Annotated in this window: 20 protein-coding genes; 17 read left to right on the plus strand and 3 right to left on the minus strand. The window is 68.0% G+C overall.

What is annotated here, in order from left to right; all coding sequences use genetic code 11:
• Positions 1-102 precede the first annotated feature (102 nt).
• A complete protein-coding gene (locus BKA03_RS02860) occupies positions 103-624 on the minus strand; it encodes an inorganic diphosphatase (protein WP_062076167.1) in 522 nt (173 codons plus the stop codon).
• A gap of 63 nt (positions 625-687) precedes the next feature.
• On the opposite strand from BKA03_RS02860, the gene dacB reads away from it, so the two are divergent.
• From dacB to BKA03_RS02935, 15 genes are all read left to right on the plus strand, one after another.
• On the plus strand, positions 688-2,133 hold the full coding sequence (dacB, locus tag BKA03_RS02865) for a D-alanyl-D-alanine carboxypeptidase/D-alanyl-D-alanine endopeptidase (RefSeq protein ID WP_062076166.1): 1,446 nt from the start codon (positions 688-690) through the stop codon (positions 2,131-2,133).
• A gap of 40 nt (positions 2,134-2,173) precedes the next feature.
• Positions 2,174-3,199, plus strand: a complete 1,026-nt coding sequence (tilS, locus tag BKA03_RS02870; RefSeq protein ID WP_062076165.1) for a tRNA lysidine(34) synthetase TilS — start codon at positions 2,174-2,176, stop codon at positions 3,197-3,199.
• Positions 3,200-3,228: 29 nt separating this feature from the next.
• The gene (gene hpt, locus BKA03_RS02875) at positions 3,229-3,768 is read left to right on the plus strand and encodes a hypoxanthine phosphoribosyltransferase (protein WP_062076173.1); all 540 of its coding nucleotides are present in this window, start codon (positions 3,229-3,231) and stop codon (positions 3,766-3,768) included.
• Between the two features lie 730 nt (positions 3,769-4,498).
• Positions 4,499-5,443, plus strand: coding sequence for a type IV toxin-antitoxin system AbiEi family antitoxin domain-containing protein (locus BKA03_RS02880; RefSeq protein ID WP_062076164.1), 945 nt, complete (start codon positions 4,499-4,501; stop codon positions 5,441-5,443).
• Positions 5,444-5,645: 202 nt separating this feature from the next.
• The gene (gene ftsH, locus BKA03_RS02885) at positions 5,646-7,625 is read left to right on the plus strand and encodes an ATP-dependent zinc metalloprotease FtsH (RefSeq protein ID WP_083972088.1); all 1,980 of its coding nucleotides are present in this window, start codon (positions 5,646-5,648) and stop codon (positions 7,623-7,625) included.
• On the plus strand, positions 7,622-8,194 hold the full coding sequence (gene folE, locus BKA03_RS02890; protein ID WP_083972071.1) for a GTP cyclohydrolase I FolE: 573 nt from the start codon (positions 7,622-7,624) through the stop codon (positions 8,192-8,194). The genes ftsH and folE overlap by 4 nt, the downstream gene beginning before the upstream one ends.
• Positions 8,195-8,197: 3 nt before the next feature.
• The gene (gene folP / locus BKA03_RS02895) at positions 8,198-9,172 is read left to right on the plus strand and encodes a dihydropteroate synthase (protein ID WP_062076163.1); all 975 of its coding nucleotides are present in this window, start codon (positions 8,198-8,200) and stop codon (positions 9,170-9,172) included.
• A 4-nt stretch (positions 9,173-9,176) separates the two neighbouring features.
• Positions 9,177-10,196 (plus strand): 2-amino-4-hydroxy-6-hydroxymethyldihydropteridine diphosphokinase, encoded by a 1,020-nt coding sequence (folK, locus tag BKA03_RS02900; protein ID WP_062076162.1) that lies wholly within the window; start codon positions 9,177-9,179, stop codon positions 10,194-10,196.
• 27 nt (positions 10,197-10,223) lie between these two features.
• Positions 10,224-10,709: a DUF3180 family protein gene (locus BKA03_RS02905; RefSeq protein ID WP_062076161.1), complete on the plus strand. Its 486-nt coding sequence runs from the start codon at positions 10,224-10,226 to the stop codon at positions 10,707-10,709.
• Positions 10,710-10,713: 4 nt separating this feature from the next.
• Positions 10,714-11,193, plus strand: a complete 480-nt coding sequence (locus BKA03_RS02910; RefSeq protein ID WP_062076160.1) for a PH domain-containing protein — start codon at positions 10,714-10,716, stop codon at positions 11,191-11,193.
• The gene (locus BKA03_RS02915) at positions 11,190-12,755 is read left to right on the plus strand and encodes a PH domain-containing protein (RefSeq protein ID WP_062076159.1); all 1,566 of its coding nucleotides are present in this window, start codon (positions 11,190-11,192) and stop codon (positions 12,753-12,755) included. Before BKA03_RS02910 ends, BKA03_RS02915 begins: the two co-directional genes overlap by 4 nt.
• A complete protein-coding gene (locus BKA03_RS02920) occupies positions 12,742-13,635 on the plus strand; it encodes a Rossmann-like and DUF2520 domain-containing protein (RefSeq protein WP_062076158.1) in 894 nt (297 codons plus the stop codon). Before BKA03_RS02915 ends, BKA03_RS02920 begins: the two co-directional genes overlap by 14 nt.
• A gap of 2 nt (positions 13,636-13,637) precedes the next feature.
• Positions 13,638-14,636, plus strand: a complete 999-nt coding sequence (panC, locus tag BKA03_RS02925; RefSeq protein WP_152649637.1) for a pantoate--beta-alanine ligase — start codon at positions 13,638-13,640, stop codon at positions 14,634-14,636.
• A 38-nt stretch (positions 14,637-14,674) separates the two neighbouring features.
• Positions 14,675-15,124, plus strand: a complete 450-nt coding sequence (gene panD / locus BKA03_RS02930) for an aspartate 1-decarboxylase (protein ID WP_062076171.1) — start codon at positions 14,675-14,677, stop codon at positions 15,122-15,124.
• Positions 15,125-15,128: 4 nt separating this feature from the next.
• A complete protein-coding gene (locus BKA03_RS02935) occupies positions 15,129-16,823 on the plus strand; it encodes an L-aspartate oxidase (protein ID WP_062076157.1) in 1,695 nt (564 codons plus the stop codon).
• Positions 16,824-17,282: 459 nt separating this feature from the next.
• On the opposite strand, the gene BKA03_RS02940 is transcribed toward BKA03_RS02935, so the two are convergent.
• The gene (locus tag BKA03_RS02940) at positions 17,283-18,962 is read right to left on the minus strand and encodes an FAD-dependent oxidoreductase (protein ID WP_062076156.1); all 1,680 of its coding nucleotides are present in this window, start codon (positions 18,960-18,962) and stop codon (positions 17,283-17,285) included.
• Positions 18,963-19,070: 108 nt separating this feature from the next.
• Between BKA03_RS02940 and BKA03_RS02945 the strand changes: the two genes are divergently transcribed.
• Both BKA03_RS02945 and BKA03_RS02950 read left to right on the plus strand, forming a co-directional pair.
• On the plus strand, positions 19,071-19,631 hold the full coding sequence (locus BKA03_RS02945) for a hypothetical protein (protein WP_062076155.1): 561 nt from the start codon (positions 19,071-19,073) through the stop codon (positions 19,629-19,631).
• Positions 19,628-20,734 (plus strand): PrsW family intramembrane metalloprotease, encoded by a 1,107-nt coding sequence (locus tag BKA03_RS02950; RefSeq protein ID WP_062076154.1) that lies wholly within the window; start codon positions 19,628-19,630, stop codon positions 20,732-20,734. Before BKA03_RS02945 ends, BKA03_RS02950 begins: the two co-directional genes overlap by 4 nt.
• Here BKA03_RS02950 and BKA03_RS02955 read toward each other — a convergent pair.
• Positions 20,731-21,000, minus strand: coding sequence for a metal-sensitive transcriptional regulator (locus tag BKA03_RS02955; RefSeq protein WP_062076153.1), 270 nt, complete (start codon positions 20,998-21,000; stop codon positions 20,731-20,733). The genes BKA03_RS02950 and BKA03_RS02955 overlap by 4 nt on opposite strands.
• Positions 21,001-21,091: the final 91 nt, after the last annotated feature.

The raw sequence follows: 21,091 nt of genomic DNA on the forward strand, positions 1-21,091 counted from the left end.
ACGCCAGCGGTGCGGCGTCGGCCTAGCGCCCCTGCGGCCTAGCGCCCCTGCGGCCTAGCGCAGCACTGTCCTAGTGCAGCACTGTCCTAGTGCAGCACTGTCCTAGTGCTGCGGCGGGATCAGCGGGTTGAGGTGCTCAAAGAGCGTGCCCTTGGCGCGGGCAAACGAGGTGAGAATCTCGGCCTCGGCCTCGTCGCGGCCCACCCAGTGCGCGCCTTCGACCGACTTGCCTGGCTCGAGGTCCTTGTAGACCTCGAAGAAGTGCTGGACCTCTAGGCGGTGAAAGTCGGACACGTCGGAGAGTTCCTGGCGCCATGCGGCGCGCTGGTCGGCAACCGGCACACACAGCACCTTGTCGTCGCCCCCTGCCTCATCACGCATGCGGAACATGCCGAGAGCGCGGCAACGAATCTGGCAACCGGGGAATGTCGCCTCTTCGAGCAGAACGAGAGCGTCCAGAGGGTCGCCATCCTGGCCGAGGGTGCCCTCGATGAAGCCGTAGTCGTCCGGGTAGCGCGTCGAGGTGAAGAGCATGCGATCGAGAACGATCCTGCCCGTGTGGTGATCCACCTCATATTTGTTGCGCGAGCCCTTGGGGATCTCGACCGTGACGTTGAATTCCATGTGTACCTCGCGCCTGACGTTCGATTGCAGGCTATTAGTCTGGCGCATGAAGGGAGGTGGCGCGTGCGCGGAAGGGTAATTGCGGGTGTTTTGACGCCGATTCTCGTCCTCGCGGGCGCGGCCGGGTACCTTGCGGCCGATGCCGCGGACCTCGTCCCCGGCTGGATCACCACGTCGCCGGAGCCCGTCGCCCCGGCGCCCTTTCTCACCGCCGAACCCGTCGAGGCGAGCGCCGCGCCGGGGACCGAGCTCGCGCCGCTCTTCGATCCAGGGGCGCCCTTGCCTGACGCGGCCCGCATCCAAGCGCTCGCGCAAGCGTTGCGAGACGACCCCCGGACGGGGCCGTCCACCAACGTCTCCGTGATCGACCTCATTACGGGCCAGACGCTCGCGGACCTGGATGCCGACGACGGCCAGGTCCCCGCTTCGACCACCAAGTTGCTGACCACGATCGGCGTGGTCGCGAAGCTGGGCCCCGACCATCGGCTCTCGACCGTCGCCCGCTATGACGCCGCGCGCGGGGAGGTCGCGCTCGTCGCGGGCGGTGACATGCTCCTCGCCGCGGACAAGGGCGTGCCAAAGACCCCCGATCCGGGCGACACGCGTACGGCCGCCGAGCGGGCGGTGGGCTACGCGGGTCTCGGCGATCTCGCCGATCAGGTCGCCGCCGGTCTCATCCAGCGAGGTGTCACGTCCGTGACCGTCGTCGCCGACACGTCGGCGTTCCCCGGCCCCGCCTACCCCATCGAGTGGCCGGCCTACGCGCTACAGCAGGGCTATGCGGCGCCCGTGACGGGGCTGGCAATCGACGTCGGCAAGAAGAATTTGGATGAGGAGTACCCGCAGCGGTGGGCGGACCCCGCCGCGAACGCCGCCGACGAGTTTGCCGCGAGGCTCGCCGAACGAGGCATCACCGCGACGAGGGGCAAGGCGCGGGTGGGTGCCACGGGCGACGACGTGGGTCGCGTCGAGTCCGCCCCGCTCTCCGACGTCGTGGCGTACATGCTGCACCATTCGGACAACACGGTGGCCGAGGACCTCTCGAGGGTGCTCGCCATCGAGACGGGCGTCCCGGCAACCCCCCAGCATTCGATGGCCGCCATCACCGCGTCGCTCGTCGCGCTCGGCGTCGACACGTCGGGGCTGCAGCTGTACGACGGCGCGGGTTTCTCCACGCGAAATCGCATCCCTCCGCGGGTGCTGACGCAGGCGATCCGTGCCGCCGTTCAGGCCGGGCCGACCCATGACCTTCTGGGCTGGCTCGCCGAGGCGGGGCTGACGGGAACCCTGCAGAATCGCTTCACTTCGTCTCCTGGGACCGGTGTGGTGCGCGCCAAGACCGGTTCGCTCACGGGAGTCACGGCCCTTGCCGGCGTGGTGATCACGGCCGACGGCAGGCCGCTCGCGTTCGCTGCGCTCATCGACGGAATGCCGTACGGTCCTGAGAGGCCACAAGCGGCGATCGACGAGTTCGCCGATGGGTTGGCACAATGTGGTTGTCAGCCGTGAGAGAGCGCGGCGGGATTCATTGCCTTAACGAGGGAGAAAAGTGACGGGTCCCCATCCCGCAGTGGCCGCAACGCGCAACGCCGTGCGCGAGGCGCTCGACGGCGTCGACATGGGTTCGCGCATTTGGGTCGCGTGCTCGGGTGGCCCCGACTCCCTCGCGCTTGCCGCGGCGACCGCGTTCGTGAGTCGCAAGGAGGGCTTCCTCCCAGGGGTCATCGTCGTTGACCACGGGCTCACCCCCGAATCGGCCATTGTTGCCGAGAAGGCGGTCGCTCAGGCGCGTAAGGCGGGCATCCACACCATCTTTGTCGAGAGGGTCCTCGTGGGGCGAGAGGGCGGTCTCGAGGCCGCCGCGCGCAAGGCGCGGTACGCCGCCCTCGATAGCAGGGCCGATGCGGAGGGTGGGCTCACGCCGCACATCCTCTTGGGTCACACCATGGACGACCAGGCCGAGACGGTTCTGCTGGCGTTGGCGCGAGGATCGGGAGCGCGAGCCCTCGCGGGAATGCCGGTCAAGAGGGGACGATACGTGCGCCCCTTCCTGTCCCTGCGTCGCAAAGACACCGTGACCGCGTGCGAGGCGCTCGAACTCACGCCCTGGTTCGACCCGACGAATGAGCCCGATGGTGGCCCGCGCCGTTCGGCCTTGCGCGGCGTCGTCATGCCTGCGCTGGTTGATGTACTCGGTCAAGGCGTCATCTCAGGGCTTGCGCGGTCGGCGGCGCTGTTGCAAGCCGATGCGGACGAGCTCGAGCGTCAGGCACGATCCGCGATCCGAGAAACCGAGCCGCAGGCCCACGGCGACGAGTGGCAGTGCGACATGCTCGCCGCGTTGCCAGACGCGATCAGGACCCGCATGCTCAAGATGATCGCCGAGAACAAGGGGACGGGACCGCTTGCGGCTTCACACGTCGCCGCGCTCGACCGCCTGATCATGACGTATTCGGGTCAAGGCGCCGTCTGGCTTCCCGGCGGGTACGAAGCACGGCGCGAGTATGGCAGGCTGATCTTTACCCACCCTCTGGAGCGCTTTGAGCACCCCGACGAGAACGGAAACCCCGAGTGAGCCCCGACTTCTCCCACGCAGCCTTCACGATGGACGACTTCACGCGGGTTGTGGTGACGGATAAGCAGATCGGCGCCAGGCTCGACGAGCTCGCGGTGAAGATTCGCGCCGACTATGCGGGCAAGGATCTGCTCCTTGTGGGCGTGCTTAAGGGAGCGGTCATGGTGATGGCCGACCTTGCGCGCAGGCTCCCCCCGTATGTGCAGATGGACTGGATGGCGGTGTCGTCGTACGGCTCCGGCACGCGATCCTCCGGGGTGGTGCGCATCCTGAAGGACCTCGACGCCGACCTCACAGGCCGTCACGTGCTGATCGTCGAGGACATCATCGACACGGGTGTGACGCTGTCGTGGCTGCTTGGCAACCTGCGCTCGCGGGGCGCGGAGTCGGTCGAGGTGGCCGCCCTCTTGCGCAAGCCCGATGCGATTCAGGTCGACATCGACGTCAAGTACATCGGCTTTGACATCCCCAACGAGTTCGTCGTCGGTTATGGCTTGGATTGGGCGGAAAAGTACCGCACCCTGCCCTTTGTCGCGATTCTCAAGCCAAGCGTCTACGCGGAGGGATAGGTCCCGCAGGGTCGCGAGCGCCGCTGCGCCGCTCCGAGCCACGCCGCGTCACGCCACTCGGCAGCCCCGAGCCACGCCACTCCGAACCAATCCAGTTGCATCACTCGGCAGCCCCGCGCCACGCCACTCCGAGCCACGCCGCTCCGAACCAATCCCGTTGCGACTCGCCGCAGTCTCCGTCGGAGAGCACCGGTCACTCGGCGTGTCCCGGCGAGTATTGGTTCGTAGCGTCGGACGGGTCCGGTGTGGCGTACCGCCGAGCGCGTCGCCACGGCCCCGCGTCGCTCCGAGCCAATCCAGTTGCGCCACTCGGCAGCCCCGAGCCGCGCCGCTCCGAGCCACGCCGCGTCACGCCACTCGGCAGCCCCGAGCCACGCCACTCCGAACCAATCCAGTTGCATCACTCGGCAGCCCCGCGCCACGCCACTCCGAGCCACGCCGCTCCGAACCAATCCCGTTGCGACTCGCCGCAGTCTCCGTCGGAGAGCACCGGTCACTCGGCGTGTCCCGGCGAGTATTGGTTCGTAGCGTCGGACGGGTCCGGTGTGGCGTACCGCCGAGCGCGTCGCCACGGCCCCGCGTCGCTCCGAGCCAATCCAGTTGCGCCACTCGGCAGCCCCGAGCCACGTCGCTCCGAACCACGTTGTCACCAGGCACGCGGCGGATGCGTCGTCCACAGGTTTCGCCGACGCGGGCGCTGCCACTCAACGGACCCGGCAGGATCGTGCGGGTGGAGATCGAGCAGGCGTTGCGGTCGTGTGGTGGTGCGGCGCGGTGGAAGGAGCTCGACGCGCTCGGATTTTCCAAGAGCGCGCTCGCGCAGGCGGTGAGGACCGGCCGCATCGACCGCGTGCATCGTGGCTGCTACGCGCTTCGTGACGCTCATCGCGCAACCGTGATGGCGACCGTGTTTCGTGCGCAACCGACGTGTGTCTCATGGTGCGAGCGGGCGGGATTGCCGCTCGAGACAGTGCCTACCACCATCCATCTGGGGGTACCGCAGTCGCGTGGCATCGGTGAACCGCGCGCCCGCCCAATCGCAGGAGTGACCTTGCACCGACACGGCTCCTACGGCGACGAATTCCCCCTCGCGCACCTTGACCTCGTGGCGCTCTGTACCACCCCAATCGCGCAACTGGCCCTCATCGACGCCGCCCTTGCACGCGGTATCGTCGCCCGGTCCGAGCTTGCGGAGCTCCAGCATGGAGAGCAGCGTCGGCGTGACTGGTTGCGTGAACACGCCGACGCGAGGTCGGGGTCGCTCGCGGAGACGTATGCGCGCATTGCCCTGACCGAAGCAGGGCTCCGAGTGGTTCCACAGGCACGAATCGGAGCAATCGGCTGCGTTGACTTGCTGGTTGAAGGTACGGTCGCGGTCGAGGTTGACGGCTATGCGCACCACTGCGACCGGCGGCACTTCGCGAGCGATCGACTCCGGGATCGTGATCTCACGCTTGCCGGGTTGGTGCCCTTGCGATTCACCTATCACGATGTCGTGACGCGCGCTCCGGAACTGGTCGCCGATGTGTCGGCGGCAGTGTGGCGTGCGGGCGCGCAGAGGGCCGATCGCGCATCGATCGGTGACGTGGATCCTCCAGCGAGGGCATCCCTCGCGACACTACGAACCAGAATGAACGACGCCGCACGCGTGTCGAGCGCGCAGTGGTGGCGATGACGGCGTGTCGCGCTTTGGATTGGTTCGGACCGCCTGGGCGGATTGGTTCGGACCGCCTGGGCGGATTGGTTCGGACCGCCTGGGCGGGCGGATGGGCTCGAGGGCAACAGACGCCTCAGGCGCGGCCGTTGTCGCATCGTCATCCCGCTGAGCGCGAAACCGGGACAAGCCCGGCAGGGACTCGCGTAAAGTCGTGCTCACCATGAAAAGACTTCGCTGGTCCTACATCCTCCTCGGCGCGCTCGTCCTTTCTCTCGTCATGTTTGTTTTCACGACGCTGAGTCAGACGCCCGTCACGCACATCACCACATCGCAGGGCTTTGACGTGCTCGCGACCAAGACCGTCGATCAGGTCAAAGTGACCGATGGCGACCAAAGTGTCCGCATCAAGTTGGGCACCACCGTCCCCGCGACTCTTGTGGACTACAAGCTCACCGCCGGGGCGCTCGTCGAGTTCTACTACGTCGCGCCTCAGGGGCCGTCCGTGGCCGCGGCCGTTGCGGCGTCGGCGCCCACCGAGGGCTATGACTCCGTCGTGCCGCACGGGTCGCTGTGGCAATCGCTCTTGCTCAACATGCTCCCGCTGGTCCTGGTGCTCGGGCTGTTGTGGTTCCTCATGTCGAACATGCAGGGCGGCGGCAACAAGATCATGCAGTTTGGCCGCTCAAAGGCCGCGCTGGCCTCGCCCGACACCCCCAAGGTCAAGTTCGAAGACGTCGCGGGTTGTGAGGAGGCGGTCGAGGAACTCAAGGAGATTCAGGAGTTCCTGGAGAACCCGGCTAAGTTCCAGGCGGTCGGCGCCAAGATCCCCAAGGGCGTGCTTTTGTACGGCCCCCCCGGTACCGGAAAGACGCTCTTGGCGCGCGCCGTCGCTGGCGAAGCAGGCGTGCCGTTCTTCTCGATTTCCGGCTCGGAGTTTGTCGAAATGTTCGTCGGCGTGGGCGCCTCGCGCGTTCGCGACCTGTTCGACCAGGCAAAGAAGGCAAGTCCGGCGATCATCTTTGTCGACGAGATCGACGCGGTCGGCAGGCACCGTGGCGCCGGCATGGGTGGCGGCCACGACGAGCGCGAGCAGACCCTCAACCAAATGCTGGTCGAGATGGACGGCTTCGACGCGACCACCAACGTCATCATGATCGCGGCCACCAACCGGCCCGACATCCTCGACCCCGCATTGCTGCGCCCCGGTCGCTTTGACCGCCAGATCGGCGTCGACGCCCCCGACTTCAAGGGCCGGCAGAAGGTGCTCGAGGTGCACGGCAAGGGCAAGCCCCTGTCGCCGGACGCCAACCTCACGGCGATCGCCAAGCGCACGCCCGGCTTCACCGGTGCCGACCTCGCGAACGTGCTCAACGAGGCCGCGCTGCTCACGGCACGACGGGGACTCACCATGATCGGCCCCCGCGAGCTCGACGAGGCGATCGACCGCGTCATTGCCGGCCCGCAGAAGCGCACACGTGTCATGAACGATCACGACAAGTCGGTGACGGCCTATCACGAGGGCGGACACGCCGTCGTGGCCGCCGCGATGAACCACACCGACCCGGTCACCAAGGTGACGATCTTGCCGCGAGGCAGGGCACTCGGTTACACGATGGTCATGCCCACGGAGGACCGCTACTCCAAGACGCGCAACCAGCTTCTCGACAACCTCGCCTACGCGATGGGTGGCCGCGTGGCTGAGGAGATTGTGTTCGGGGACCCGTCGACGGGCGCGAGCAATGACATTTCCCAGGCCACCGAAATTGCCAAGCAGATGGTGACCGAGTACGGAATGTCGCCCAAGGTCGGCTCGGTGCGTCTGGCGAGCGCCTCGGGCGAGGTGTTCATGGGTCGCGACATGGGTCACGGACGCGAGTACTCCGAGGATCTGGCCGCGACCGTCGACATCGAGGTGCGCGCGCTCATGGACAACGCGATGGCCGAGGCGACCGCCGCGCTCACCGCGAACCGCAAGGTTCTCAATGCGCTCGCCGAACAGTTGCTCGAAAGCGAAACCCTCAACGAATCCGAACTCGCCGTGCTCTTTACCAAGATCAAGAAGGCGCCCGAGCGCACGGGTTGGACGAGTGGGGATTGGTCGACCAAGCCTTCTCGCCTCAGCAGGACCAAGGGACCCGCGCCCCGCAAGGTCGAGCCCAAGGACATTCTCGCAACGGAGTCCCCAGAGGACACGGTGTGAATCAGCCCATCGATGGCCAACGCATCGAGGCCGCCGTGCGCGAGATCCTGGCGGCCATCGGTGAGGACCCCGATCGCGACGGCCTGAAGGACACTCCCGCGCGAGTGGCTCGTGCGTACGAAGAGATGTTCGCGGGCCTGGCTCAGAAGCCAGGGGATGTCCTCAGCGCGGTATTCGAGCTGGGTCACGAAGAGATGATCCTGGTCAAGGACATCGAGCTGTACTCGATGTGCGAACACCACCTGGTGCCCTTCCACGGCGTCGCCCACGTGGCGTACATCCCGGGCGTCGACGGCCGCATCACGGGGCTGTCGAAGATCGCTCGCCTCGTGGATGTCTACGCCAAGAGGCCTCAGGTCCAGGAGCGCCTCACCACTCAGGTCGCCGACGCTCTTGTCGAGCACCTTGGTGCCCGCGGCGTCATCGTCGTGGTCGAGGCCGAGCACTTGTGCATGTCGATGCGGGGAGTCCGCAAGCCAGGCTCGCGCACGGTGACGAGCGCGGTCCGCGGGCTCATGCGCGACGGCGCCACCCGCGCCGAGGCCATGAGCCTCATCGTCGGGAAGTAGCCGATGCCGGCGCCCGCGGCCGATCAAGACCACACGGCCGGGCCCGCCTTACCCGTGGCTCCCCGCACGATGGTGATGGGGATTCTCAATGTCACGCCAGACAGCTTCAGCGACGGCGGCCTCTACGCGACCACCGACGCGGCGATCGCCCGCGGACTGGCCCTGGCCGCCGACGGCGCCGACATCGTCGATGTGGGGGGCGAGTCGACGCGTCCGGGGGCGCGGCGCGTGGACCCTGCCGAGGAGCTCGCGCGCGTGATCCCTGTGATCGAGGCGCTCGCCGCCGCCGGTGTGCCCGTGAGCGTCGACACGATGAGGGCGGCTACGGCGCGCGCCGCGGTCGCCGCGGGAGCGTGCCTCATCAATGACGTCTCGGGGGGCCTCGCCGACCCCGACATGGTCGCGACAGTCGCCTCGCTCGACGTCGACTACGTCGCGATGCACTGGCGAGCGCACTCGACCGACATGGACCGTCGCGACCACTACGCCGACGTCGTTGCCGAGGTGAGGTCCGAACTCGCCGCCAGGGTGGCCGCGCTTGTCGCGGCGGGGGTCGACGAGCGCCGCATCATTCTCGATCCAGGGCTTGGCTTCTCCAAGGTGGCCGATAGCAACTGGCCGCTGTTGGCGCGCATGGCCGACTGGAGCGGCGGCGCGCGAGTGCTCGTGGGTGCGTCGCGCAAACGATTCCTTGGCGCTGTGATTGACAGAGCAGCGATTGACAGAGCAGCGATTGACAGGGCAGCGATTGACAGAGCTGTGATCGCCGATCGCTCGCCGTCGGCGGCGGGCCCGGCAGCGGCGGGCCCTGAGGGCCGCGCGGCACGGCCATCCGCCAGGGAGCACGCGACCACCGCGGTCACGACCCTGGCGGCCGAGGCGGGCGCGTGGGCCGTGAGAGTTCACGACGTGAGCGCGGCGTGTGACGCGATCGCGGTCGTGTCTGCTTGGCAAGAAGCGACAAAGGCGACACGATGAACTCATGACCTGGACGTCGGGCCCCTATATGCGGGCAGGAATCGAACTTGACCGGATCTCCGTCGAGGGGATCCGGGTAACCGCGCACCACGGAGTGCTCGACACGGAGCGCTCGACGGGGCAGGTGTTCTTCGCCGACGTGGTCGCACACGTGTCGACCCGCGCCGCCGCCGCCAAGGATGATCTTTCCAAGGCCGTCGACTACTCGGAGATTGCCGACAGGGCTGCGGCCGTGCTTGGGGGCGATCCCTCCTACCTCATCGAGACCGTCGCAGAGCACGTCGCGTTGGCCGTGCTCGACATGGACGGCGTCTATTGCGTCGAAGTCCGCGTGCACAAGCCGCAGGCCCCCCTCCACGTGGAGTTCAAGGACGTCACCGTCGCGATCAGACGCGATGTTCGCACGGGGGGGCTGTGGGCCGACAAGCGCATCGGTTCCTCCGCAGGCATGCCCGATGACCCGCTCGACCTGTTCGCCCAGGCGCCGGTTCGTGACCAGTTCGACCAGCGACCCGTGAGGGCCGTGCCTGCCCTTCTCGCGTTGGGCGGCAACATCGGCGATGTCGAGCCGACACTGCGGGCGGCCGTCGATGACCTCAGCAGGATCACGGGAATCGACGTCATCGCCACGTCGCCCTTGTACGCGTCGACGCCCGTTGGCGGCCCGCCGCAACCCAACTACCTCAATGCGGTGGTGCGTATCCGGACCATCCTGTCTCCGCGCGAGGTGCTCGGGGCGTGCCAAGGCATCGAGATGGTGCACGGCCGCGAACGCCAGGAGGCCAACGGTCCGCGCACGCTAGACATCGACATCATCGACTTCGATGGCGCCGAGGCGACGGCGAGCGACCTCACCCTTCCCCACCCGCGCGCGCACGAGCGGGCGTTTGTTCTCGTGCCGTGGTACCACCTTGAGCCGGACGCCACGCTGCCAGGCGCGGGCCCGATTGCCCCGCTGGCATCCGCAGTGCACACGACGGTTTCCGTGGTCGCGAACCCATGGCCGTCGCCCTCCAGATCGTGACGGCCACCTCGTGAGTGGGAGCGGGCGGTGAGGCCGCTCAAGTGGCGCGTGCTCGCCTGGGCGCTAGTGGCGGCAGGCGCCGTGGGCGCCGGTGGCTCGTTCCTCGCGCTGCGCGGGGGCGCGGCGCCCGTCAAGCTCCCGTGGTCGACGCTCGTCATTGGGATCGCCTTGGGTGCGGTCGCGCTGTTCATGGCGTGGCCCATTCGCCAACTGAAGCGCGGAAAGCGCCGTCGGATCGACTCAACCAGGGCCGTGAGGACGGCAATGCTTGCTCAAGCATCGGCCTACGCCGGGGCCCTGCTCGGCGGGTTGTATGGCGGCTTTGGCCTCGTGTTGCTGCGCGACTGGTCGCACGAGCCGCGTAGGGAAGCCGCGATCGCGGCAGGGGTGGCCGCCTTGGGAGGACTCATCATGCTTGCCGCGGGGGTTATCGCGGAGTGGTGGTGCCGCATCACCGACCCCGGAGACGATGAGTCGGCCCACGAAGTCCGCGCGCCTGGGGTGGCACACTAGCCGTATGACCTGGTTCGCCCCCGAGGCCGTGGCGTGGACCGCCGCATCACGCCGACTCATTCCCACCCGCCTCATTTCGCTTGGGGTGGTGCTCGTTCCCGCGCTTGCCGCCGCGGTCGTGGGGGCGCTGCTCCTGACGCCGTTCTTGTGGTGGGTCGTGGGGGGCGTCGCGCTACTTGCCGCATGGTCCGCCTGGATCACGGTGCGCATCGTCCTCGCCCATGGTTGGGCGGAGCGCGACGACGACCTCTTGGTGAAGCGCGGGCGGATGTGGCGATCGGTCACGGTGGTTCCCTACGGCCGCATGCAGTACGTGGAAGTCACGGCAGGGCCGCTTGCGCGCGCCTTCGGTATCGCCACTGTGCAACTGCACACCGCGTCTCCAGGCACCGACGCCTCGCTCGCGGGCGTGCCCGCCGACGATGCCGCGCGGCTGCGGGACAGGCTCACGTCGCGCGGCGAGGCGCGCCTGGCAGGCCTATGAGCCTCGCAAGCGAACGCGTCTACTCGGCTCCGCGCGAGTGGGTGCACGTGCACCCCGTGTCTCCGCTCTTGGGCGGATGGGCGGCCTTCGCGGCAGTGGTGGGCCTGTGGTTCTACAACGGTCCCGCCAAGCCCGCCCCCGGGCAGCCGCGCGAACTGCACGTATCCATCTTCCTGCTCGCGGGCGCGGCCGTGGTGGCCGCGATCTTCGCGATTGCGTTCGGGTACCTCACGTGGTGGTTTCACACCTTCCGGATCACCGACGAGGCGGTGGAGCAGCGCAAGGGCTGGCTCTTCCGCCAGCAGCGACAAGCGAGGCTCGACCGGCTCCAGGCCGTCGATGTGGTGCAGCCGTTGCTCGGACGGATCTTCGGCTTCGCGAAGATCACGATCGAGGTAGCGGGCGGTAGCAAGTCGGGGATCCAGCTTCATTTCTTGCGCCTGGCCGATGCCGAGGCGCTGCGGAATGAAATCCTGGCGCTCGCGGCGGGATTCAGGGCCGACGTCGCTTCGGCTCGCGGCTCGGTTCCCGAGCACGGTGCCAGGGAATTTAGCCTGCGGACCGAGGCTGAATCGTTCAGGCTCGCTCCCGCTCCCGGCTCGGCGCGGACGTCGATCGCCGCGGCGGTGGAGCGGCCGCTCGTCGCGGTTCCGGTGTCGCGGCTCGTGGCGTCGATCCTCCTGTCCTGGGGAACCATCGTCGGCGCGATCGCGATGCTCGTCGCGGTGGCGGTCTCAATCGTCGTTGGGCTGCTGGTGCCGGACGTGAACATCGTCGGTGCGATCTTTGGCGGCGGCTTCATCGGCGTGCTGACGGGTGTCGCTGGCATGGCCTCGTCGGCTCTCAAGACCCTCAATCGCGGACTCAACTTTCGCCTCGGCATCTCGAGGGACGGGGTGCGCATCGCCCATGGCCTCCTGGAAACGACAAGGCAAACCGTGCCGCCGGGACGCGTGCAGGCCGTGAGTTTTTCGCAGTCCGTGTTGTGGCGCCGCAGGGACTGGTGGCAGGTGGTCATCAACGTGGCGGGCTATCAGGACAACCAGGACGCCGTGTCCACGCTGATTCCAGTGGGAACCACTCCGGAGGCGCTCCTGGCCCTGTGGGCGGTCATGCCGGACCTCGGCGACCCCGACGCCCCTGGAACCATTGCGCGAGCGCTGGTGGGCCAAGGGGGCGACGGCGGGTTTGTTCCCTCCCCACCATCGGCGCGCTGGGTCGATCCGTGGCAATGGCACAGGCGCGGGGTGCGCGCGACGGACACCGCGCTCCTCATTCGAAGTGGCCGCTGGGTGCGCAGGCTCACGGTGCTGCCCCACGAGCGCACCCAATCGCTCTCGCTGAGGCAGGGCCCTCTGCAGCGCGCGCTCGGCTTGGCGACGGTCGAGGTGCACTCGACCAAGGGGGTGGTCAAGCCGGTCGCACACCACCTCGCGGTGGCGGACGCGATCGAGTTGGTGAATGCGCAGGCCGCAAGGGCGCGCCAGCGGCGCTCGCTGCAGACTCCGGAGCAATGGATGGTCAAGGTTGGCATCTCGGAGGTCGCCGATGAGCGCCAGTAGTCCGCGTCCTGGCCGCCTCGCGATTGGCATCGTGGGTGCGGGCCGAGTGGGGGCCGTCGTGGGGGCGGCGCTGCTGCGCGCCGGTCACCGGATCGTCGGCGCTTCCGGGGTTTCCGAGGAGACCCTCAGCCGGATCGATGCGCTGCTGGAGGGAGTTCCTCGCCTCGATGTCGAGGAGGTGGTGGGAGCCGCGGAGCTGGTGTTCCTCACAGTTCCCGACGACGCGATTGCGGAAGTGGCGGCCGGCCTTGCGGCGCTCGACGTGTGGCGGCCCGGCCAGATCGTGATCCACTGCTCTGGCAGGCACGGGCTGGCGGCCCTCGAGGCCGCGGCCGCCAAGGGCGCGATCCCGATGGCGATTCATCCGGCCATGACGTTCACCGGCACGTCGCTCGACCTCGACAGGATGATCGGCGCAACCTTTGCCGTCACCGCGCCAGGGGCGTTCCTGCCCATTGCCCAAGCGCTCGTCGTCGAGATGGGAGGGGAGCCTCTTGCGCTCGAGGACGCGGCGAGGCCGCTGTATCACGCGGCGCTCGTCCACGGCGGGAATCACGTGGTGACCCTGGTGACCCAGGCCGCGGCGCTGCTCGCGGCCGCGGGTGTGGAGGAGCCGGGGCGAGTATTGTTGCCGCTCGTGCACGCCTCCGTCGACGGAGCCTTGGCGGATGCCGCGGGAGCGGTGGCAACGCTCACCGGCCCCGTCGTGAGGGGCGACGCGGGGACGGTTGCCGCACACGTGGCGGCCCTCGAGCATCGGCCCGAGGCGCTTCATGCGTACCGGGCCATGGCCCTGGCCACGGCGGACCTCGCGTTGTCGGGGGGTCGCATTGGACCCGTGCAATACGCCGACCTCATCATTGCCCTAGGAAAGGACTGAGCATGCACGTGGCACACACCGCCGCAGAGCTCGCAGAGCTTGCGGCGCTTGCGGGAAAGAAGCACAAGACCCGTGCGGTCGTCATGACGATGGGGGCGCTTCACGAGGGCCACCTCGCGCTGGTCCGGGCCGCGAGACAGGCGGCCGACGAGGTGGTCGTCACCATCTTCGTCAACCCCTTGCAGTTCAACGACCCCGCCGACCTGGAGCGCTACCCGCGCACCCTCGATGCGGACTGTGCGCTGCTAGAGCCGCTGGGTGTCGACATCGTGTTCGCCCCGTCCGTCGACGAGATGTACCCGAGCGGCGAACCCCTGGTGCGCGTCAACGCGGGTGGGTTCAACGAGGTGTTTGAGGGCGTGTTCCGCCCCGGCCACTTTGACGGGGTGCTGACGGTCGTGCTCAAGCTGCTGAACCTCACGCGGCCGGACATGGCCCTGTTTGGCCAGAAGGACGCGCAACAGGTCATCGCCATCAAGGCCATGTGCAGGGACCTCTCCGTTCCCGTGGAGATCATCGCGAATCCCACGGTGCGTGACGCCGATGGACTGGCGCTCTCGAGCAGAAACGTCTTCCTTTCGGCCGACGAGCGAACCGATGCCCTGGCCCTGTCGCGCGCGCTCGGCGAGGCCGAGCAGGTGCTGGACGAGGGCGGGCCGATCACCCTGGCACTCGCGGTGGGGCGTGCGGTGCTCGCCGAGGTACCAGGAGTTGACGTCGAATACTTCGCCGCTCTTGATCCCGATACGGCGCAGTCGGTCCCTGATGGGTATCGGGGCGACGTGACCGTCGCGGTCGCCGCGCGCGTTGGCGCGACCAGGCTCATCGACAACGTGGCGGCGCGTGTGGGACCGCGCGAGGTCGCACGCGCGACTGCACCCGCGACCGCGACTGCACCCGCGACGGCGACCGCGACCGCACCCGCGACGGCGACCGCACCCGCGACGGCGACCGCACCCGCGACGGCGACCGCACCCAAGAAGAAGCGAGGCGGCGCGTGACCTACGAGACTCCGCCCCACAAGACCCTGCAGCGCCCCATGATGATCTCCAAGATCCATCGGGCGACGGTGACCCAGGCGGACCTGCACTACGTCGGCTCGATCACGATCGACCAGACCCTCATGGAGGCGGCCGATCTCATTCCAGGGCAACAGGTGGACGTCGTCGATGTCACCAACGGCTCGCGCCTGACCACCTATGCGATCCCTGGCGAGGCGGATACCGGAGTGATCTGCATCAACGGTGCGGCCGCCCATTTGGTGCATGAGGGCGACCTGGTCATCATCATCGGTTACGGGCTCATTGGCGACGAGGAGGCCCGACGGTACGAGCCGCACGTGGTGTTCGTCGACGGCGCCAACCGCATCGTCGATGTCGGTGACGAGCCCGGTCAGGTGCCCGCCGACTCGGGTCTTGAGCGCTCCGGGTTGGCCATTCACGACTTCCGCTCGGGCGGATGGCGGGCCTACAAGTCGGGCCTAGGCTGAGGTCATGACCCGCTTTGTGCAGCGCCTGTCGGCGCCCGCGACCGGTTGGACAGCCACGGCCGATGTCATCGTGGTGGGATCCGGTATCGCCGGACTCACCGCAGCCCTCGAATTGCGCCGCGTGGTGGGCAAGGTGCTCATCGTCACCAAGGGCCCGTTGAGCTCGGGGAACACGGTGTGGGCTCAAGGCGGCATCGCGGCGGCGCTCGACCCGGAGGACACGGCCGAGGAGCATCTGCAGGACACCCTCGTCGCCGGTGCGGGGCTGTGCTCAGAGCAGGCAGTGCGCGCGCTCGTGACCGAGGGCCCCGAGCGGGTGCGCAAGCTGGTGGACCGCGGCGCGCACTTCGACACCCAGGCCGACGGCTCGATCACCCTCACGCGCGAGGGCGGTCATCACCGTGACCGCATCGCGCACGCGGGCGGCGACGCGACCGGCGCCGAGATCTCCCGTGCGCTCGTGGCGCGGCTCGAGTCGGTGCGCAGCGATCCGCACATCGAGGTCATCGAAAACGCCATGGTCGTCGACCTCCTGACCGCGGCCCCCGATGCCGACGGGCGCCCGGGTCCCGTGTGTGGTGTGACCCTCCACGTCATCGGCGAGGGCACGCGCGACGGAGTCGGCGCGGCGCTCGCCAAGGCCGTCGTGGTGGCGACCGGCGGCATCGGCCAGGTGTATTTGTCGTCGACGAACCCGGCATCGGCCACCGGCGACGGTGTCGCGGCGGGATTGCGCGCTGGCGCCGCGATCGCGGACATGGAGTTTGTGCAGTTCCACCCGACCGTGCTGTGGCAGGGCGCGGCCGCGCGAGGCCAGCAGCCGCTCATTTCGGAGGCCGTGCGCGGCGAGGGCGCGTACCTCCTCAACGCCGCGGGCGAGCGCTTCATGGTGGGCAGGCACGAGTTGGCCGAGCTTGCACCGCGCGACGTGGTGTCGCGCAACATCGTGCGCGTGATGGAGGAGGAGGGTTCCGAGAACGTCTTCCTCGATTGCAGGCACCTGGGCGAGAGCTTTGTGCACGAGCGGTTCCCCACCATTTGGGACCGGCTCGAGGAGCGCGGCATCGACATGGCGCACGACCTCATTCCCGTCGCGCCCGCACAGCACTTCCACTCGGGAGGCATCCTCACGGAACTCCATGGCCGGTCGACGCTGCGGGGGCTGTACGCGGTGGGGGAGTCAGCGTGTAGCGGGGTTCACGGGGCGAATAGGCTCGCATCGAATTCGTTGGTTGAGGGTCTCGTGTTCGCGACCAGGGCGGCCGCCGATGCTGCGTCGTTGGTCGCAGATGGGACCCTCACTCAAGCGGAGCCGGTCGTCAGGCAGGGCCCGGCCTCTCTCGTCCCCGCGACGATGCGCCCGCGGATCCAACAGATTGCGCACAAGGGTGCGGGTCCATTCCGCACCGCAGCGGGCCTCGCGACCGCGGTGACCGCGTTGGCCGACATCCGTGGACGGTTCCACACGATGGATGCGCCAGGGGTCATGCCTCAAGTTGCCGAGTGGGAGACGTCGAATGTCTTGGCGTGTGCCTCGCTCATCTCGGAGGCGGCGCTCGCTCGGGAGGAGAGCAGGGGCGGACATCAGCGCACCGACTTCCCCGAGACGGACGACGTCCGGTTCAAGGTGAGGCTGGCCGCGTCCCTCGACCCGGACGGCCACCTTGGCTTGACGGCCGCGCCGCTCGAGCTCGAGTAGCGCGTCGCCCGCAATCCCGGCTCTCCCGACGACGCGCGCGTCCGCGCGTGGCACAGCCCGGTGCCGCTACGAACCACTTTCCCGACGACGCGCGTGGTGAGGAGGTCGATTCCGGCGCGTGCGCGGCGTGTCTCGCGCCAGATTGGTTCGTAGCGAAGGGCGAAGGGCGCAGGGCGCAGGGCGCCAGGGCGAAGGGCGAAGGGCGCCAGGGCCCGACGTGCGCGTCCGCGCGTGGCACAGCCCGGTGCCGCTACGAACCAGTCTCACCGTGGCCACGCCAGCGAATCGGCGTGCGAGACCGGCGTGCCGGCGTGTTGCGCGCCAGATTGGTTCGTACCGCGGTGTGCGTGGGGACGCCTCGGGGGTACCCGGACGCGACATCGGCGGGAGGCCCTAAGGCCCTCCCACCGACGGAGATCCCCACGATCTCTGTCGCGACGGCCGGTGGGCCGTCACTCCCTATGCGCCGACGGTAGCCAGCGCGGGTCCGGTCTCGAGCTCGAGCTCGGGCAGTGCGGTCTTCATGGTGAGCATGCCGCCGTCGAAGTTCGCGGAATCAAACCCGCTCTGCGCGAGGATGCGGTGTGCCAGGTAGGAACGGAATCCGGATGCGCAGTGGACCCGCACCGGCCGGCCGGCCGCGCGCTCGCGGATGAGCTCCAGGTTCTCGCGAATCTCATCGTGAGGAATGTGCATGGCCTCTGGCAAGTGACCGGAGGCGAACTCGCCCGCCGAGCGCACGTCGATGATGAGGGCATTCTCGCGGGCCCATTCGAGGTCCGAGGAGTCCCACACCTTGAGCGTGCCCTGCACGGAGTTCTGCATCATGAAGCCGAGCATGTTGACGGGGTCCTTCGCCGAGCCAAACGGCGGCGCGTACGACAGTTCGAGCTCGGCGAGATCGTCAGCGCCGAAGCCCGCTCGCAATGACGTGGCGAGCACGTCGATGCGCTTGTCGACGCCCTCGCGTCCCACTCCTTGGGCGCCGAGCAGCGTGCCGTCGGGCGCGAAGACACCCATGAGGTGCACCTGCTGGGCGCCTGGAAAATAGCCCGCGTGGTCGAGGTGGTGCGTGTGGTGCACCACGTAGTCGATTCCTGCCTGGTCGAGCATGCGTGGGCTCGCGCCCGTGACGGCGGCGGTGAGGCCGAAGACGCGCACGATGGCGGTGCCGAGCACGGGCTTCGCCTCGTGGGTCTTGCCCATGATCGCCTCGGCGGCGCGGCGTCCCTGGCGGTTTGCCGGGCCGGCGAGCGGAACGGGGCCCATGACCCCGGTGACCGCGTTGCGGACAGCGATCGCGTCCCCGACGGCCCAGATGGACGGGTCGTTGGTGCGCTGCTGGCCGTCAACAAGGATGGCTCCGCGCTCGTCGACGTCGAGGCCCGCCGCGACGGCGAGACCCGAGTTGGGGCGCACGCCCACCGACACCACGACGATGTCGACGGTCGCTGCCGCGCCGTTCGAAAGCGTGACGGTGACGCCTCGTTCCGCGGGCTCGATCGCCGTGGCGGCGACACCCGTGAGTACGTCAACGCCGTTTGCGGTGAGCTCGAGCTCGACCAGGCGGGCGAGCTCGGGTGCAAGCACCGGCAGCACTTGCGGGGCGAACTCCACGAGCGCAACCTCAAGCCCGCGCTCCTTGAGGGCCTCGGCCGTCTCGAGCCCGATGAATCCCGCGCCGAGCACCACGGCGCTCTTGGCGTCGCCGACGCGCTCAGAAAGCGCAATCGCGTCGTCCACCTGGCGGAGGTGGGTCACCTCGGGCAGGTCGACTCCGGGGATGGGCGGCATGAACGCATTCGCGCCTGGCGATAGCACCAGCGCGTCATAGGAAACCGTCTCGACGCCGTTGGGGCCGGAGACGGTCACTGTCTTGGCCGCGCGGTCGATGCTCGTCACCTCCGTGTGGGGGCGGACGTCGAGACCAAGCGAGGACTTCAAGGTCTCGGGAGTGTGGAGCAAGAGAGCCTCGCGAGACGTGATCTCGCCGCCCACGTAGTACGGAAGCCCGCAGTTTGCGAACGAGACGTAGGGGCCTTTCTCAAAGACGATGATCTCGGCACTTTCGTCGAGACGGCGCGCGCGGGCGGCGGCAGACATGCCGCCTGCAACTCCGCCAACAATCACAATTCTCATGACAACTCCTCAGGATTTCTGGGCCGGAGATGTGGGGTTACCCGGCAACCGCGTCAGGCTATCAGATACCCCCGGGGGTATGCGAACCGGAGGTCCCGCTATTCTCTGATGGTGAACCGCTTCCAGCGTGCGCTCTGGCTCGTAGTTGTAGCCGTGACCTTGGTCGCGTTTGGACTCGTGATTCCGCTTTTGCCCTCGCTCGGCCCGGTTACCAGGCATCTCGAGGCTGACCACACGACGCAACTTGCGATGGCCAGCGTGACTCTTCCCGCGGGGTGGGACGTCAACATCGCCTCCGCGTCGCAAAGTCAACCCGTTGCGAGCCTTGGAGGCGTGCAGATCGCGATTACCGATGCCGTGTGGCTCGGCAAATCGAGTCAACTGGTCACGCATGCGGCCGGCCTGGTCTACTCCCAACCGCCCGTGCTGCCAGACGTCCCCCCCAAGGCTGACGGAGCCGGCGGCGAGAAGTGGCAGATCCTGCCGGGCCCCAACGCCCCAACCTCAGATCCGCGCCGGGTGATCGTCCTCAGGAGAGACAAGTCCGTCGTGCTCGTGATCGTTCGTGGTCCCGCAGTCGATGTCGCGGCGGCGTCCGTCGCCATCGACTCCGTTGTCGCGTCCGTCGCCTTCGAAGGCTTCACTGCGAATGTGGGCGCGGCCTCGTGAGGGAGCTCGCGCGGAGACGGTTCGCGGTCACTTTCGCGCCCCGCCGCGTCGGTTGGTGGTTGCTCATCGCTGCGAGCCTCGTCGGTGCGGGAATGGCCGTATCGGCGCTGCTTCCCGGCGCGAGGGTGTTCCCTGTTGCCGCCGTCATGGGCCTCGTCTTTACCGCTCCGCTCCTCCTCGGGTGGTGGTTGCTCCTCAGGCTGCCGCAATTGTGGTTCCGCGTCTCCGGGTCGGGCGCGATCGCCGCAATGGCCTGGGGGGCGTTTGCCGCGGCGGGGATCTACGCCCTCCCGGCCAACAGCGCCCTCATTACCGTCCTTGGCCAACACCTGGGAATCGATGCGGCTCAACAGTGGGGAGCGGCACTCATCGCGCCGTTGACGGAAGAGACGGGCAAGGCGTTCGGGATTGTGGTGGTCCTTCTCGCCGCGGGCCAGCGACTACGGACGCCGATGGACGCGGCACTGTTGGGCGCGTTCTGCGCCGTGGGCTTCACCGCGACCGAGGACATGTTGTACGGCCTCAACATCGCCTATCTTAACCTTGGCGAGAACCAGGTGATCTCGACCACGGTGATCTACGCGGCGCGCGCCATCGTGTTTGGTCCCGTGTCTCACATCGTGTTTTCTTCTGTGGTGGGGGCGGGCATTGGGGTGTTGGCCGTGGGAAGGCGCCGCGGAAGGATCCCGATGGGAATCGCGCTCATCACCCTCGGGGCGGGTCTCCATGGACTGTGGAATTCCCCGTGGCTCGGCGCGGTGTGGACGAGGGTCGTCTACCTCGTCGTGGTGCCGTTCGTGGTGTGGGCGGTGCTTCGCTACCTGCGCACCGAGGAGCACCGATGGTTCACCGAGGTGCTGGGTCGGCCAGGGGCTTTGGGCGCCGTTCCGGCGACGTACGTGGGAACTGTTGGGGCGACGTGGTGGAAGCGTCGGGCGTATCGGAAGGGTGTGGTCGAAGCCTTTGGCGAAGAAGCCCTGGAACTGCAACGGGTTCTTGAAGCGGAACTCACGGATTTGGCCGAGGCTGTCGACACGGGCGACGACGAATCGAGCGCACGGATCAGGAGGTCGCTCGAAGCCCGACTTGCGTTGCCTTCCTAAGACAGCGACATGAACATCTTCTCGAGGCGCACGCGGGCCTCGGTCTCGTCTTCGTCCGAGCGGATGCACTGCTGGAGGCCCGCGGCAATCATGGTAAATCCGGCGCGATCGATCGCTTTCGAGACCGCCGCAAGTTGAGTGACGACGTCCCCGCAGTCACGACCCTCGGCGATCATGTTGAGCACGCCTGCAAGTTGCCCCTGTGCGCGCCGTAGGCGCTTGATGACGGGCTCGAGGTCCTCGGACTCCAAGTGAACGGCGGACATTGGCACTCCTTCGTCGCGCGGGGCGTGATACACCGCTACCGCCTTGAGGATACCCCCACCCGTACCCGTACGGAAAGGCCATTCGTCCCGG

Origin of the sequence: Demequina lutea (assembly GCF_013409005.1) — a bacterium.
Taxonomy (GTDB): domain Bacteria; phylum Actinomycetota; class Actinomycetes; order Actinomycetales; family Demequinaceae; genus Demequina; species Demequina lutea.